Annotated in this window: 14 protein-coding genes; 7 read left to right on the top strand and 7 right to left on the bottom strand. The window is 72.2% G+C overall.

The genetic code is table 11. The annotated features are described in order from the left end of the window. Positions 1–63 precede the first annotated feature (63 nt). From ABZV40_RS12805 to ABZV40_RS12785, 5 genes are all read right to left on the bottom strand, one after another. Entirely contained in the window at positions 64–639 is a 576-nt protein-coding gene (locus ABZV40_RS12805; protein WP_355439286.1) for a hypothetical protein, read from the bottom strand. Next, positions 636–1,985 carry a hypothetical protein gene (locus ABZV40_RS12800; RefSeq protein ID WP_355439283.1) on the bottom strand — a complete coding sequence of 450 codons (1,350 nt, stop codon included), beginning with the start codon at positions 1,983–1,985 and terminating at the stop codon, positions 636–638. The genes ABZV40_RS12805 and ABZV40_RS12800 overlap by 4 nt, the downstream gene beginning before the upstream one ends. Continuing rightward, the gene (locus ABZV40_RS12795; RefSeq protein WP_355439280.1) at positions 1,982–2,740 is read right to left on the bottom strand and encodes an ABC transporter ATP-binding protein; all 759 of its coding nucleotides are present in this window, start codon (positions 2,738–2,740) and stop codon (positions 1,982–1,984) included. The genes ABZV40_RS12800 and ABZV40_RS12795 overlap by 4 nt, the downstream gene beginning before the upstream one ends. 91 nt (positions 2,741–2,831) lie before the next feature. After that, a complete protein-coding gene (locus ABZV40_RS12790) occupies positions 2,832–3,611 on the bottom strand; it encodes a zf-HC2 domain-containing protein (RefSeq protein ID WP_355439277.1) in 780 nt (259 codons plus the stop codon). Further along, positions 3,608–4,168 carry an RNA polymerase sigma factor gene (locus ABZV40_RS12785; protein ID WP_355439274.1) on the bottom strand — a complete coding sequence of 187 codons (561 nt, stop codon included), beginning with the start codon at positions 4,166–4,168 and terminating at the stop codon, positions 3,608–3,610. Before ABZV40_RS12785 ends, ABZV40_RS12790 begins: the two co-directional genes overlap by 4 nt. A gap of 84 nt (positions 4,169–4,252) precedes the next feature. On the opposite strand from ABZV40_RS12785, the gene ABZV40_RS12780 reads away from it, so the two are divergent. Genes ABZV40_RS12780 through ABZV40_RS12765 form a run of 4 tightly spaced genes read left to right on the top strand, consistent with a single transcriptional unit; the run spans position 4,253 to position 8,409 of the window. Beyond that, complete coding sequence (locus ABZV40_RS12780) at positions 4,253–4,951, top strand: response regulator transcription factor (RefSeq protein ID WP_355439271.1); 699 nt, start codon at positions 4,253–4,255, stop codon at positions 4,949–4,951. Further along, entirely contained in the window at positions 4,941–6,662 is a 1,722-nt protein-coding gene (locus ABZV40_RS12775; RefSeq protein ID WP_355439268.1) for a HAMP domain-containing sensor histidine kinase, read from the top strand. Before ABZV40_RS12780 ends, ABZV40_RS12775 begins: the two co-directional genes overlap by 11 nt. Positions 6,663–6,709: 47 nt before the next feature. Continuing rightward, positions 6,710–7,396, top strand: a complete 687-nt coding sequence (locus ABZV40_RS12770) for a M23 family metallopeptidase (protein ID WP_355439265.1) — start codon at positions 6,710–6,712, stop codon at positions 7,394–7,396. Between the two features lie 32 nt (positions 7,397–7,428). Next, a complete protein-coding gene (locus ABZV40_RS12765) occupies positions 7,429–8,409 on the top strand; it encodes an NlpC/P60 family protein (RefSeq protein WP_355439262.1) in 981 nt (326 codons plus the stop codon). Between the two features lies 1 nt (position 8,410). On the opposite strand, the gene ABZV40_RS12760 is transcribed toward ABZV40_RS12765, so the two are convergent. Then, positions 8,411–9,745 carry a PLP-dependent aminotransferase family protein gene (locus tag ABZV40_RS12760; RefSeq protein WP_355439259.1) on the bottom strand — a complete coding sequence of 445 codons (1,335 nt, stop codon included), beginning with the start codon at positions 9,743–9,745 and terminating at the stop codon, positions 8,411–8,413. Positions 9,746–9,805: 60 nt separating this feature from the next. On the opposite strand from ABZV40_RS12760, the gene ABZV40_RS12755 reads away from it, so the two are divergent. The 3 genes from ABZV40_RS12755 to ABZV40_RS12745 all read left to right on the top strand — a co-directional run bounded on the left by ABZV40_RS12755 (position 9,806) and on the right by ABZV40_RS12745 (position 13,740). After that, positions 9,806–11,176, top strand: coding sequence for a pyridoxal-dependent decarboxylase (locus tag ABZV40_RS12755; RefSeq protein WP_355439256.1), 1,371 nt, complete (start codon positions 9,806–9,808; stop codon positions 11,174–11,176). Next, complete coding sequence (locus tag ABZV40_RS12750; protein WP_355439253.1) at positions 11,173–12,045, top strand: LLM class F420-dependent oxidoreductase; 873 nt, start codon at positions 11,173–11,175, stop codon at positions 12,043–12,045. Before ABZV40_RS12755 ends, ABZV40_RS12750 begins: the two co-directional genes overlap by 4 nt. A gap of 201 nt (positions 12,046–12,246) precedes the next feature. Then, positions 12,247–13,740, top strand: coding sequence for a PLP-dependent aminotransferase family protein (locus ABZV40_RS12745; RefSeq protein WP_355439250.1), 1,494 nt, complete (start codon positions 12,247–12,249; stop codon positions 13,738–13,740). 39 nt (positions 13,741–13,779) lie between these two features. Here ABZV40_RS12745 and ABZV40_RS12740 read toward each other — a convergent pair whose 3' ends face one another. Continuing rightward, complete coding sequence (locus ABZV40_RS12740; protein WP_355439248.1) at positions 13,780–15,015, bottom strand: MFS transporter; 1,236 nt, start codon at positions 15,013–15,015, stop codon at positions 13,780–13,782. Positions 15,016–15,032 lie beyond the last annotated feature (17 nt).

Raw genomic sequence — 15,032 nt, 5'->3', positions numbered from 1 at the left:
TGGCGGCCCGCCCGTTGTCGATGAAGGGCTCCTTCATCGACTCCAGGTGGAGGAAGGAACCCTTCATCCACCGCGACGACCGCCGCGCGCCGAGTAGGCGGCGATCCCGATGACCACCAGCACGGCCGCCGTCCACGTCGCCACCCGGTCGTCGAACGGGCCGAACGGCCACGCGACGATCCGGCCGGCCACCGACCGCGGTCCGGGAGGCATGATCGCGCCCACCGCCCACCACAGCACCGGTGCGGCCGCGGCGAACCGGGCTCCGGCGGCGGCCGCCGTCAGACCGGCGAGACCGACCAGGCCCGCCGTGTTCCGCACGACGAACGCGGCGTCGAACCGTTCCTGGCCCAGGTGCTGCACGAGCACGACCGCGACCGCGGCGAGCACGGCCGCGAGCAGCAGGTGCCCGAACCTCCACACCGGCCACGGCACCGCCGTCGTCGCGTCCAGTTCGGGGTCCTGGCCCGCGAGCCCGGCCGTGATCACCAGCACCGCGGCCAGTGACGTCAGCGTGACGCTCAACGGTGTCCACGGCGAGTGCAGCGCCGACCACGCGGCCAGCACCACCACGGGCAGAAGCACCAGTGCCGCGGGAACTCCACGCGACCGCGCGTACAACGTGAGAAGCCTCATCACGTCGCCACCAGAACGTCGAGCACGCGCTCGGAGTCCTCGCACGCCAGCAACATCCGCCGTGCCGTCGCGATCCGGTTCAGCTGCTCCTGCGCGGAGTGGCCGCGCAGGGCCCGCCAGGCCGTCTCCAGTTCGGGACGCAACCGGTCGTCGCGCCACAGGTGGGGGTCGGACGCGAGCTCGGCCAGACCGCCGTTGAAGTAGCCGGCGGTGAGGTAGCGCACCACGGATTCCGTGGCGCTGACCGAGTTCGGCGTGGAGCAGGTGGGGACGCCCGCGCCGGCGAGCAGTTCGAGCCGCAGGCGGTCGGGGGGCACGGCCAGCAACCGGGAGCTGTCCTGCGCCCTCAGGTAGACGATCCTGGCGTTGCGCAGCGGCGCGGTGAGGTGAGCCATCGCCGAGGTGTCCTCGCGGACCTCGGTGGGCGGGTCCGGCAGCACCGCGAGCTTCGCCAGCACCTCCTTGCCGACCGCGGCCACCGCCGGCAGGTGGTTCTCGTGCACCCGGCTCAGGCACACCTGGCCGTCGCACACCGGCCGGCTCGCGATGGAGTCGGTCACCAGCACGTCGGAGAACCTCGCCGGCAGGATCGACACGGCCAGCGCGACCGCGAGCCCGGCCGGGACCAGCGCCACCAGCCGTCCGCGGTTGGTCCGCGCCACCAGCAGGAGGAACGCCGTCACCCCAAGGCCGGTGAACCACACCATTTGTCCTATGTCGACAGACGTCGAGGTGGTCACGAGGTCGGAGCTGGGCGGGTCGAAGGCGGGTGTGAGCAGGGCCAGGCGGGAGATCTCGTCGTCCGGGGAGCTCGCCTGCAGTGCCTGTCCGGCCGTGGCCGCGGCCGTGAACGCCGCCACCAGCGCCACCGGCACGGTGAGCGGGTGCGGCAGCAGCCGTCCGATCGCGAGTCCGAACAGGACGCTCGACCCGAACGCGAGCACCACGGTCGCCATGAGCGGCACGAACCCGGCGGAGACGAACCCGCCGCCGCCGGCGACCAGCGCGACGAGACCCGCGCACAGCAGAGCCGCGGCCACCGCGACGACACCCGCCACGGCCGACGCGAGAACGCCCAGCCTGACCCGGCCGGGACGCGGAGCCGAGGAGAACAGCTCGGTCACGTGAGCCCGGCTGTCCCGCATGCCCTGCAGCACCGCCAGTCCGACCACCAGCGCCCACACGTACGCCAGGGGCACGCGGAGCTCGAGCACCGCCGACGTCGAGTTGTCCCTCCACCTCGTGCCGCCGGAGCTGGTCAGCCACAGCATTCCGGTGCCCGAGACCAGGAACAGCACCCCGGCCCAGAGCGCGGCCGAGCGCCGCAGTTCGATGCGCAGCCCGGTCACCACGCCCCTCCCGCGTTCTGGCTGATGAGCGCCGAGTAGCCGCGTTCGATCGGGCTGTCGCCGACGTGCCCGTCGGTGCCCGCCGTGGCCAGATCCGCCGGAGTTCCCTGGAACACCAGAGATCCCTCCGACACGAGCACCACGTCCGTGCACGCCGCCGCGACGTCCTCGACCAGGTGCGTCGAGATCAGCACGCAGGACCGCCGCCCGAGTTCGACGACCAGTTCGCGGAACCGCAGCCGTTGCGCGGGATCCAGGCCCACGGTCGGTTCGTCCAGCAGCAGGATCTCCGGCTCGTTGACGATGGCCTGCGCGATGCCCACCCGCCGGATCATGCCGCCGGACAACGACTTCATGCGGTCCTCGGCGCGGTCGGTCAGCCCGACCCGCTCCAGCGCCCGGTCGACGGCGCCGGGGATCCCGGCCGCCGGCATCTCCTTCAACCACGCCAGGTACTCGACGAACTCCCGCACCTTGAACCGCTTGTAGTAGCCGAAGTGCTGCGGCAGGTACCCCAGCCGCCTGCGCACCGGCCGCAGGCTGTCGTTCACCGCGGTGCCGAGCAGCGACAGCGTTCCCGAGCTGGGTTTGCGCACCGTCGCCAAGGTTCGGATCAGCGTCGTCTTGCCCGCGCCGTTGGGGCCGAGCAGGCCGTGCACGCCCTGACCGAGGCGCAGGTCCAGCCCGTCGACGGCGTTGCGGCCGCGTCTGCCGCCCACCCGGACCACGAGGTTCTCCGCTGTGATCGCGTGCATCCCGTTCTCCCTCAAGTCATCCGCACGTACAACCGGCTAGACGGCGAAGGCGCTGCCGAGGTTCTCGAATCACCGTGACCTTGCCCACACCTCACGTCCCCAGACGCGTGAAAGCCTTCCGGCGCAAGGTGATCACCGCGATCCCCAGCAGCAACACGCCCGCCCACAAGGGCGTCACCGCCAGCACCACGGACGTGCGGCCGAACGCGACCGTCGGGACGATGATCGCCAGGACCCAGGCCGCGACGAACGCGATCGCGGCACGGGTGACACCCACCAGCGCGCCGAGAGCGAGCGTTCCGGCCGTGAACGCCAGGCAGGGCAACAACCACCGCGAGAGCCCGAGCCCGGTCAGCGAGCTCGCGGCCGTGAGCGCCGGCACCACCACCGCGAGCACGGACGCGGTGCGGCGGAACACGAGCCCCAGCCCCGCCCGCGGCGTGCCCACGGTGAGCTCGTGCACCGGGTCGAGCGCCGGCCCCCACGACGCGGCCACCCCGAGCACCGGCAACACCGGCGCGATCAGCAGCACCAGCGACACCCGCCCGCCCGCCACCGACCCGAGCCGGTCCAGCGCCACGGCCGCGGCGGTCACGAGCAGGATCATCGCGAGCCACGGCCCGGCCACCGGCGAGACCCACCCGTGCACCCACCGCCACCACGCGTGCGTGCGCGGCAGCTGACGGGCGCGGTCGATGATCGGCGCGAGCTCGGCCCACACCGCCGTGGCGAGCGGGTCCGGCGCGAGCCGTCCGCGGCACGGGGCGCAGTTCTCCAGGTGCGACTCGACGGCCCACAGCTGGTCTGCCGCCAGGTCGTCGCCACGCTCATAGTGGCGCAGCAGCTGTTCGCTCGGGTGGTGCGCGGTCATGCCAGGGCCTCCCTCATCGCGATCCGCGCCCGCCGGGCGCGCGTCTTGACCGTGCCCTCCGGCACCCCGAGCAGCACCGCGGTCTCCCGCACCGAAAGCCCGTCGAGCACCATCGCCAGCAACACCTGCCGCAGCTCGGGGGCCAGCCGGCGCAACGCGTCGCCGACCTCGTCCCCGACCACCCCGTCCAGCACCGGCTCGTCGGCGGCCGGTGCGGTGTGCGCGGGCGCGGCGGCGGCCGGCGGCTGGGCGTGGTGCGCGCGGCGGCGGAACGCGTCGACGAGACGTCTGGCCGCGATGGTCCACAGCCAGCCGACGGCGCTTCCACCGGTGGCGGTACCGGCGAACGCGCCGGCGGCCCGCCACACCGCCAGGTAGGTCTCCTGCAGCACCTCGGCGACGATCTGGTCGTCGGAGCACCGCCGGCGCAACCGCACCGTGAGCCACGGCGAGGTGCGGCGGTAGAGCTCCTCGAACGCACGGCGGTCACCCCGCGCGACACGACGCACGAGGTGTTCCTCGTCGAGCTCGGCGGGCTCACCCCGGACAGCTCTCACACTCCGCAAGACGCCGGGATCGCGGCCCAGGTTCTCCCAATCATGTGACCTGCAACACAGAACGGCCCTGGCATCATGGCCGCCATGTGCGCCTATGTCCTTGTGGCGGAAGACGAACCGAGGCAGGCGGAGCTGATCGGGCGCTTTCTGGCCAGGGAGAACCACTCGTTCCTGCTGGTCGACGACGGGCGCAAAGCGCTCGACGAGATCAGGGGCCGCCGCCCGGACCTGCTGGTGCTGGACCTGATGCTGCCCGGGGTGGACGGGTGGGACGTGTGCCGGGCGGTGCGGGCCGGGGACGCCGACCTGCCGGTGCTGGTGATCAGCGCGCGGGCGGAGGCGGACGACAAGCTGCTGGGGTTCGACCTCGGCGCGGACGACTACCTCGCCAAGCCCTACGACCCCCGTGAGCTGATGGCGCGGGTACGGGCGTTGTTGCGGCGTTCCGGGGCGCACGGCACGGCGTCGCGGCGGGTGCTGCGGGTCGGTGACCTGGAGCTGGAGCCGATGCGGCACGAGGTGCGGGTCGCCGGCCGGCTGGTCGCCTGCACGCCGGCCGAGTTCCGCATCCTCGCGGTGCTGGCCGCCGAGCCGGGGCGGGCGTTCAGCCGGGCGCAGCTGCTGGAACGCGCGTACGGGCTGGACGGGTTCATCACCGAGCGGACGATCGACGTGCACGTGCGCAACCTGCGGCGCAAGATCGAGGCCGATCCGGCCGAACCGGCGTACCTGGTCACCGTCTACGGGATCGGCTACAAGATCGCGGACGACCGTGGCCGGTAGGCCCCGCCGGTTGCTGTTCCTCCTGCTGGCGGGCACGGTGCTGGTGTCGGCGTGCTCGATCGCGGCGACGGCGTGGCTGTCGGCACAGCGCACGACCGAGACGTTGCGGGCCGAGCAGGGACGCGAGCAGGCGGGGCTGGCCCGCGTCTACGACGTCGTGCTCGGGTACGGGGCCGGCCACCCGAACTGGTCGGGTGTCGCGCCGTTGCTGGAGGGCCTCAGCCGCGAGACCGGCCTGCGCCTCCGGCTCACCACGACGGATCGGACGCTGATCGGCGGCACGTTCGACGCCGACGACCCGAGGCTGGCCGGGCAGCCGTCCGCCGTGGTCGATCCGCTCAACGTGGACCTGGACCTGAGGAAGGACAGCCCGGCGGACCGCATCGACCCGCGCGCGCTCGGCCCGTTCCAGCTCAGCGCGGACGAACAGCGGGCGTCGCGGGCGGGGGCGGAGGAAGATCTCGCCTGCGCGCGTGGCCACGGGGTCGCGGCGGAGATCAGGACGACCGCGGCGGGACGTTCGTACTCGTGGCCCTCCGTGTGGGAGTGCACGGCGTGGAGCCGGAAGACCGACGCCGAGAAAGGCGCGCTCCAGCAGCTCAACGATCGCCTGCTGAAGTGCCACCTCGACAGCGGGGTGCCGTTCCGCCCGGTGTTCCGCGGCGCGGACGGCGCACTGCGGCTGTTGCCGGGCCCGGCCACGGCGGTGCACGAGAAGTGCCTGGACTCCACCCGGCGGGCGTTTCTCGCGTCGTACGTGGCACCGGCGGCGTTCCTGTTCGTCGGCGAACCGGTGGTGCGGCAGACCGTGGTGGGCCTGCCCGCCGCCGGGGTCGCGCAGATCGCGCTGGCCGCGGCCCTGGTGCTGGTGCTGGCGATCGCCGTGAGCTTCCTGCTGGCGGGGCGTGTCCTGCGGCCGCTGACCGTGCTCACCGACGCGGCCAGGAGGATGCGCGCGGGTGACCTGTCGGCACGCGCGGAAGTCGCGGCACGGTGGGAGATCGCCGAGGTCGCGGCGGCGTTCAACGACATGTCCGAGCACCTCGCGCGGGCGGAAACGTTGCGCAGGAACATGGTCAACGATTTGTCGCACGAGCTGCGCACGCCGTTGAGCACGATGCGCGGCTGGGTGGTGGCGGCGCAGGAGGGTGTCGCGGAGCTGGACGCCGACCTGCTGGCGTTGCTGGAGCAGGAAACCCTGGTGCTGCAACAGCTCGTGGCGGACCTGCAGGAGCTGGCCGCCGCCGACGCGGGTGAGCTGGCCCTGCGCCCGCAACCCGTGGACGCCGCGGACCTGCTGGCCGGTGTCGCCGCCGCCCACCAGGTCGTCCTCGACGTGCCGGCCGGGCAGGAGCTGCGGGTGGTCGCGGACCCGGTGCGGCTGCGGCAGGCGGTGCGCAACCTCGTGGTCAACGCCGTGCAGCACACCCCGGCGGACGGACAGGTCGTGGTCAGCGGCCGGGTCCAGGGCGGCGAGGTCGTGCTCGCCGTCTCCGACACCGGGCACGGCATCGCGGCGGAGGACCTGCCGCACGTGTTCGACCGGTTCTGGCGGGCCGACCGCTCCCGCACCCGCGCCACCGGCGGACGTGGCCTCGGCCTGGCGATCGCCAAGCACTACGTCCAGGCGCACCGGGGAACGATCACCGCGACGAGCGAGGTGGGCAAGGGCACGACGTTCACGATCCGGCTGGCCCGCGAAGAAACCTGAACACCATCTACTCGGGTTCTTAACACGATGCCCGAATCTTGGCGGGCATGCGCACCCCGCTCCACCGTCTGCCCCCGCCACCGTCGGCGCTGCGCGGACGCGTCGTCCTCGCCGCCGTCGCGGCAGGCGCTTTCGCCGCGGCCGCCACGAGCCAGAAGGGCGGCGAGGAAGTCCAGCTCGCGCACGGTGCCGCCGCGTTCACCGGCCAGGGCGGGGACACGGTGTCCGTCCCGCAGATCCTCACGGTCTCCAGGACGACCGCCGCGGGCCCTGCGGAAGCCGCCAAACTCCTGCGCAGCCAGCAGCTCACCACCCAGCGCGAGGCTCAGGAGGCCGAGAAGCGCCGCCCGAGGTTCGTCCGCCCCGCCGCCGGGGAGTTCACCTCCGGCTACGGCGCCCGCTGGAACGCCGTGCACCTCGGCATCGACATCGCGGGCCCCATCGGCACCCCGATCTACTCCGTCGCCGACGGTGTCGTGAAGGAGGCGGGGCCGGCCTCCGGTTTCGGTTACTGGGTTTGCGTGGAGCACGCCGACGGCACCATCACCGTCTACGGCCACGTCGACACCTACAGCGTCCGCGCGGGCCAGCGGGTCAAGGCGGGCGAGCAGATCGCCCGGATGGGCAACCGCGGTCAGTCCACCGGGCCGCACCTGCACTTCGAGGTCTGGAACCCGGCCGGCCAGAAGATCAACCCGTTGCCCTGGCTCAACGAGCGCGGCGTCACCGTCTGACCATCCCCGACGACAACAAGGAGAACAGCGACGTGGTGTCGCATTCCTCACGCAGCACCGTGCGCGGAGCACTGCTGGCGGCGGTCGTGGCCGCCGCACTGCCCGCAACCCCGGTCGCCGCACAGCCTTCCGCCGCGGACGCGCTCGCGAAGTACGACGAGCTGTCCGAGAAGGCCTCCCGGCTCAACCAGGACGAGTTGAAGGCCCGGGAAGACCTCACGGCCAAGCAGACCCAGCTGGACAGGGCGAAAGGTGACCTCGCCGCCGCCAGGCGGGCCGAGGAGTCCCTGCGCGGCCAGGTGGATCTCCTCACCGAGGCCACGTTCCAGGGCGCGCGGTTCAACCAGCTCTCCGCACTGCTCGTGAGCGACTCGCAGCAGGACTTCCTCAACCGCATGTCCGCCATCAACGTCCTCGCCACCGACAACGCGGAAACCCTGAAGAAGCTCGACGACGCCGTCACGGCCGCGGACACCGCCACCAGGACTGCCGACGAGGCGGCGGAGGCGTCGAAGGCCCTGCTGGCCGAGATCGGCCGGAAGGGCGCCGACCTGCAGAAGCAGCTGGACGAGGCCCGCGCCCGGTACAACTCGCTGAGCGCCGCCACGAAGAGCAGCCTGAAGAACGCCGGCGACCTGTCGACGATCCTCGTCCCGCCCGGAACCGCCGGCAAGGCGCTGGAGTTCGCGCTGGCCCAGCGCAACAAACCGTACGTCTACGGCTCCAACGGCCCGGACTCGTGGGACTGCTCGTCGTTGATCCAGGCCGCGTACCTCCACGCGAACGTGCGGATCGGCCGCACCAGCTACGACCAGGCGAAGGCCGGTCGTGCCGTGTCCCGCGCCGAGGTCGAGCCGGGCGACATCATCGTGTACTACGCCAGTCAGTCCCACGTGGCGATGGCGGTGGACAACGTGCGTGCCGTCCACGCCTCCACCGAGGGCGTGCCGGTGAAGATCGCCGACATCGACTCGATCGGGCCGATCAGCGTGATCCGCCGCATCGCGGACTGAGTCACAGCCGCTCCACCGCCTTGGTGAGCACCTCCGGCGGCGCCGTGAACGGCAGCCGCACGTAGTCCGCCAGCGTCCGGTCGACGGCGAACTGCGGCCCGGGACTCACCGCCACGCCCCGCGACCGCGCCCGGTTCGCGACCACCGGCCCCGTCTCGCCCGGCGGCCGCGCCCACAGCGTGAGCCCGCCCGGCGGCACGTCGAACGTCCAGCCCCGCTCCGCGAGCAACGCCGTCAGGTGGTCGCGCTGGGCGCGCAGCTGGGCGCGGCGCCCGGCCAGCACACCGTCCAAATCGGACAGAAGCTCCACGGCGATCAGCTGTTCCAGCGGCGGCGGGTACATGGTCGCGTGCAACGGGTTGAGCAGCAGCTCGCGCACCAGGCGCGGAGCGGCGCGCAGCCAGCCGACCCGCAGCCCGCTCCAGATCACCTTGCTGGTCGAGGCGATGGTCACCATCCCCCGGCCGCTCAGGTGCCGGGCGGGCGACGGCGGCGTGCGCAGGTCGAGGTCGCGCAGCGTCTCGTCCACCACGACGGTCACCTGGTGGCGGTCCGCGGCCTGCGCGATCTCGGCGCGTTGCTCGTCGGACATCACCATGCCCGTCGGGTTGTGGAAGTCGGGGGTGAGGTAGGCGAGGTCGGCACCGCTGGTGCGCAGCACGTGTTCGGCGTTGTCCCAGCCCGTTTCGCTGACCGGCAGCGACACCAGGCGCGACCGGTGGCGGTGCAGCGCGGCCAGGGCGCCGGGGAACGTCGGGCTCTCCACCACGACCGGTCTGCCCCGGTCGTGCAGCCGCTCGGCGAGCAGGATCAGCGACGCCATCGCGCCCGTGGTGACCAGGACCTGGTCCGGCGTGGTCGGCAGTCCCTCGCTCGTGTACCGGTCGGCGATCAGCTCGCGCAGCCTCGGCAGGCCCGCGTCGGCGGTCCCGGCGTCGACCAGCAGGCCCGGCAGCCGTTCGACGGCCCGGCGGGACGCGGCGACGTAGGCCTCGTGCGGCGCGGACGTCACCGAGCGGGTCAGGTCGATCTCGACGTCACCGCCGTGGTCGAGCGACCACGGCGCGGTGCGCGCGGTCATGTGCGACGGCAGGCGCACGACGCTGCCGCTGCCGTGCCGGGTGTGCACCCACCCGGTCTCGCGCAGCAGCATGAGCCCGGCGACCACGGTGCCCCGGCTCAGCGCCAGGTCGCTGGCGATCGCGCGTTCGGAGGGCATGGCGCTGCCCACGGGGATGCGGCCGGACAGCACCGCGTCCCGCACCGCGGAGGCGAACGACTCGGCCAGGGGGCGGCTGCGCAGTCGCCACTCCCCCAGCGCGGAGTGAAAGGACATGGTCCAGTTTTACCTGATTGGACCAGGACCCGCACGGGTCCGCGAGCTAGCGTCCGAACTGTGCATCCACGACTCGCTCACGACCTGGCAGCGCTGCCCGAGCTGCTGGAGAACACCCGAGGACTCGCAGAACAGGTGCTGGCAGGCCTCGGCGACCGCCCGGTCGCGCCCCATCCGCCGTTCCCGGCACCCGACCCGCTGCCGGGCGGCGGCGCCGGCCTGGCCGGAGCGCTGGAGAAGTTCGCCCAGCGCTGGGAACCGGGGTTCTCCGGCAGCGCCGGTCCCCGCTACCTCGGCTTCGTCACGGGAGGGACGACGCCCGCCGCGCTCGCCGGCGACTGGCTCACCGGGGTGTTCGACCAGAACAACACCTCGGGCGCGGACACGTCGGCGGTCGCCCTCGAACGGGAGACCGTCGGCTGGCTGCGCGAGCTGCTCGGGCTGAGCCCCGAGCACACCGGTGCCTTCGTCGCCGGTGCGACCGCTTCGAACTTCACCGGTCTCGCCATCGCGCGGGAATGGCTCGGCGAGCAACGAGGGGTGCGCGTCGGGCAGTCCGGGGTGGCCGCGCTGGGCGACTTCGAGGTGCTGAGCTGCACTCCGCACGCCAGCATCCCCAAGGCGCTGTCCATGCTGGGCGCGGGCCGCGACCGGTTGCGCCGGCTGCCGGCGCAACCGGGCCGCGAAGCCGTCGACCTCGGGGCGCTGCGCGCGGCGCTGGAGGAGCAGCAGGGGCGGCCGGCCATCGTGGTCGCCAACGCCGGCACGGTGAACACCACCGACTTCGACGACCTGCGGGCCATCGCGGCAATGCGCGCGGAGTTCCCGTTCTGGCTGCACGTCGACGCCGCGTTCGGCGGGTTCGCCGCGCTGTCGCCCGGCCACGCCCACCTGGTGGACGGGATAGCCGAAGCCGACTCGGTGTGTGTAGACCTGCACAAGTGGCTCAACGTCCCGTACGACGCCGCGGTGCAGTTCAGCCGGCGGCGCGACCTGCAGGTGGCCGTGTTCCAGAACTCGGCCGCCTACCTCGGCGTGCCGGAGGGCGAGCCCGACTTCCTGCACCTGACGCCGGACAACTCGCGCCGGCTGCGGGCGCTGGCGGCCTGGTTCTCGCTCACCGCGTACGGCGTCGAGGGACACCGGGACATCGTGACCCGCAACATCGCCTCGGCGCGCGCGCTCGCCGGCAAGCTGGCCACACTGCAGGGGGTGCGGGTCTTCGAACCGGTGCGGCTCAACGTGGTCTGCTTCACCGTGCCCGGTGACACGTTGCGGGTCGTGCGCGCCATCGCCGAGACCGGCGAGGCGTTCCTGACCCCGACCGTGCACGAGGGCGGCCCGGCGATCCGCGCCGCGTTCAGCAACTGGCGCACGACCGACGCCGACGTGGACCGGGTGTTCGCCGCGGTCAGGAAGGTGCTGACGTGACCGTGCCGCTGGGCCGGGTGGGGCTCTGGGCCCCGTTGTGGCTGTGGACGCGCGAGGGCGACCGGCTGCCGGACACCGCGGCCGAGCTGGACGCGCTCGGGTTCGGCGCCCTCTGGCTGGGCAACGGACCGTCCATCTTGGACACCGCGGCGGCCGTGCTCGACCACTCCGCGCGCATCCCGGTCGCGACCGGGATCGTGAACATCTGGGTGCATCCGGCGGACGCGGTCGCCGACGCGTACGCGAAGATCACCGCACGCCACCCGGACCGGCTGCTGCTGGGGCTGGGCAACGGACCGCGCGAGGCGTCGCAGTGGGAGCTCTCGCCCTACCGCCGGATGATCGAGTACTTCGACCGGCTCGACGCCGCGGGCGTGCCGCCGTCCGGCCGGGTGCTCGCCGCGAACGGGCCGCGCATGCTGCGCCTCGCCGCACAGCGCAGCGCGGGCGCGCACCCGTTCCTGATCACCGCCGAGCACACGCGTCAGGCCAGGGCCGTGCTCGGCGCGGGACCGCTGCTCGCGCCGGAGCTCAAGGTCGTGCTGGAGACCGATCCGGCCCGTGCCAGGAGCACCGCCCGGCAGGCGCTCGGCTTCTACCTCGGCAAGCGCGGGTACGCGGCCAACCTGCGCCGGCTGGGCTTCACCGACGCCGACCTGGCCGGCGGCGGCAGCGACCGGCTGGTCGACGCGGTGGTCGCCTGGGGTGACGAGGACGCCGTGCTGCGGCGGGTCGCCGAACACCACCAGGCAGGCGCCGACCACGTCGCGCTGCAGGTGCTCACCGAGGCCACCGACGCGCCCGACCAGGACCGTCGCGAGCTGCCGGTCGCCGAATACCGCCGACTGGCCGCAGCAATCATCAGTTGAACTTCGCAATCGACCGAACGACAGATCCGTCCGAATACGACCATTTCGAGTCGCGAGGAAATTTCAGGGGGCCCGGGAGTCCAACAACGGACATATAGAGCGGCCATCGAGCCGAAAACTGGGTAGCGTGGCCGACAAGGGGGGAGGCGCAACTGATCTCATGCGCCCGCAACGCACTCACACTGGGGAGATCTCGTCACCATGACCTACTCTCTGAATGCGAGCCATTTGGACAGAATGCTCGGACGCTGGCAATCCCAGGGTCCGGCATATCTCGACCTCGCCAACGCGTTCCGGACGCTGATAATGGACGGCCGGCTGCCGCTGGGCAGCCGGCTGCCGGCGGAACGCAGCCTCGCCCCGCAGCTCGGCATCAGCCGCAACACCGTGACCGCGGCGTACCGGCTGTTGCGCGAGCAGGGCTACCTGCAGAGCCTGCGCGGCAACGGCAGCTTCATCACCATCCCCGCGGACCACCAGCAGTCCAACCGGATCGCGTCGTGGATACCGGCGGGCCAGGACCGCGACGCCATCGACTTCACGATCGCCTCGCCGCAGGCGTCGACGTCCTTCTTCGACGCGACCCAGTCACTGCACGACGACATCGGCGGCAACGTCGAGGACGCCGGCTACGACCTGCAGGGCATCTCCCAGCTCCGCCGGCTGCTGGCCGACCGCTACACCTCGCTCGGCCTGCCGACCAGCCCGAGCGAGGTCATGGTCACCGCCGGGGCACAACACGCCTGGGGCCTGCTGATCAGGCTGCTCACCAAAGAACGCGACCAGGTGCTGATGGAGAGCCCCACCTATCCGAATGCCGTCGACGCGGTGCGCAGTCTGAATCGGCAGACGCTGATGATAGGGCTGGACGGGTCGGACTGGCACACGGACCTCATACAAACAACCATCAGCCGGCGCAAGCCCGCATTGAGCTATTTCATGGCGGATTTCCACAACCCCACCGGGCTGGTCATGCCGGAGGAGACCAGAAACCGCGTCATCGCGAGCACCGAGAAGGCCGGCGGCCACGTCGTGTTCGACGAGACGCTGTCCGATCTGGCACTGGACGAGGACAGTCCGCTGCGCCCGACCACCACCCACCGGTCCCCGCACGTGATCATGATCGGTTCCTTCAGCAAGATCGTCTGGGCCGGGCTGCGGCTCGGCTGGGTGCGCGCGCCCGCGCCGTTGATCTCCCGCCTGGTCACGCTGCGCGCGGCCGCCGACGCGGGCAACTCGATCGTGCCGCAGATCATCGCCTGCCGGCTGCTGGAGTCGTACGCGGACGTGCTGCGCGAACGCAGGAGGTCGCTGCGCCAGGGCAGGGACGTCCTCGCCGACGCGGTGCGCAGGCTGCTGCCGCGGTGGTCGTTCCGCCTGCCCGACGGCGGGCTCAGCCTGTGGATCGACCTCGGCGCCCGAGTCAGCTCACGGCTCGCGCTGGTGGCTCCCGAGCACGGCGTGCGGCTGCTGCCCGGCTCGCGCTTCGGTGCCGACAGCACGCTGGACAACTACCTGCGGCTGCCGTTCGTGCACGACGAGGCGACCGCGCGCGAAGGTGTCGTGCGGCTGGCGGCCGCGTTCGACCAGGTGATGAACGACCACGACGCCCGGCGCCCGGACCACCAGGCACCCGTGCCCCGCCGGTCCGCGGACCGCAGCCTGGCCATGACCAGCGGGCACGGGTTCCTCTGAGTCACACCACGGGGACGGTGACGCGGCGCGGCGGCCGCGTCACCGCTCCCAGTGCCGGATCAGGGTCGGCACCGCGAACGCGACCACCACCATGTTCAGCAGGGCACCGACGATCCACGGCGCGATCAGCCCGTACTGCTGCGCGAGGAACCCGCCTGCCAGCGCGCCGAGCGGCAGCCCGCCGTAGGACGCCATCCGGCCGGCCCCGCTGACCCGGCCGAGCAGTTCGCCCGGCACGACCCGCTGCCGGGTGGAGTACGACACCACGTTCCACATCGCCAGCGCGACCGAGAACACGCTGAACAGCACCACGACCGTGATCGCGTCCCGGCCGAACAGCCCGATGGACAGCCACACGAGCGGACCGACGATCTGCACCGCGACCGCGACCCGCAGCCCGCCGAACCGGTCGACCACCCGGCCGGCGACGAGGCTGCCGACGATGCCGCCGATGGCCATGGCGGCCAGCAGGACGCCGTACCCGCGGTCGCCGACGTGCAGCACGTCGTGGGCGAACAGCACCAGCGTGGACAACGCCATCGTCTCGCAGAAGTTGCCGGCCCCGGCCACCACCGTGAGGGTGAGCGGCAACCGGTGCCTGCCCAGCCACCGCAGGCCGTCGACGACGTCACCGAACAACGAGGACCGCTCGGTCCGCACCGCCGCCGCGGGCCTGGCCCGGATGCGGGAGAGCAGCAGGACCGACAGCGAGAACGTGATCACGTTGAGCCAGAACGGCAACGGCATCGCGAAGGTGAACAGCGCGGCGCCCAGCGGCGGACCGGCGAACTCCTTCGACACCGAGACCGTGGCGACCAGGCGTCCGTTCGCGGTCTCCAGCTTCTCGTGCGGCACGATGCTCGGCACCAGCGCCTGGCTGGAGTTGGTGAAGAGGATCTCCGCGCAGCAGAGCCCGAACGCGAGCAGGTACAGCATCCAGATCTCGGTCAGGTGCAGGGTGGCGAGCACGGCCACCACACCGACCAGGAGTGCCTGCGCCACCTGGGCGCCCATCATGAGGCGCCTGCGGTCGAACCGGTCGGCGATCGCACCGCCGAGCACCGACAGCACCAGCCACGGCAACGTCGCCGCGGCCGACACCCAGGCGATCAGCCGGGCGTCCGACGTGAGCGACTTGGCCAGCAGCGGCAGCGCCGCGAGCAGCGCCCCGTCACCGAGCGTCGAGAACAGGCTTGCGGAGATCTGGAAGGAGAAGTCCCGGCCCACGCCCGCGCGCCGCGGGCGTTCGGTCGTCTCCGGTGGGGAATCGGTCACGTGACGCCGCCTCTGTG

This window comes from Lentzea sp. NPDC004782 (assembly GCF_040609115.1).
GTDB lineage: Bacteria > Actinomycetota > Actinomycetes > Mycobacteriales > Pseudonocardiaceae > Lentzea.
The sequence above is the reverse complement of the archived record's forward strand: the minus strand, read 5'-3'. Positions and strand labels throughout refer to the sequence as shown.

Bases quoted from the DNA above. Each gene is read 5' to 3' on its own strand.
- ABZV40_RS12780 (WP_355439271.1), top strand. From the start codon at position 4,253: ATGTGCGCCTATGTCCTTGTGGCGGAAGACGAACCGAGGCAGGCGGAG.
- ABZV40_RS12795 (WP_355439280.1), bottom strand. From the start codon at position 2,740: ATGCACGCGATCACAGCGGAGAACCTCGTGGTCCGGGTGGGCGGCAGA.
- ABZV40_RS12770 (WP_355439265.1), top strand. From the start codon at position 6,710: ATGCGCACCCCGCTCCACCGTCTGCCCCCGCCACCGTCGGCGCTGCGC.
- ABZV40_RS12760 (WP_355439259.1), bottom strand. From the start codon at position 9,745: ATGTCCTTTCACTCCGCGCTGGGGGAGTGGCGACTGCGCAGCCGCCCC.
- ABZV40_RS12790 (WP_355439277.1), bottom strand. From the start codon at position 3,611: ATGACCGCGCACCACCCGAGCGAACAGCTGCTGCGCCACTATGAGCGT.
- ABZV40_RS12745 (WP_355439250.1), top strand. From the start codon at position 12,247: ATGACCTACTCTCTGAATGCGAGCCATTTGGACAGAATGCTCGGACGC.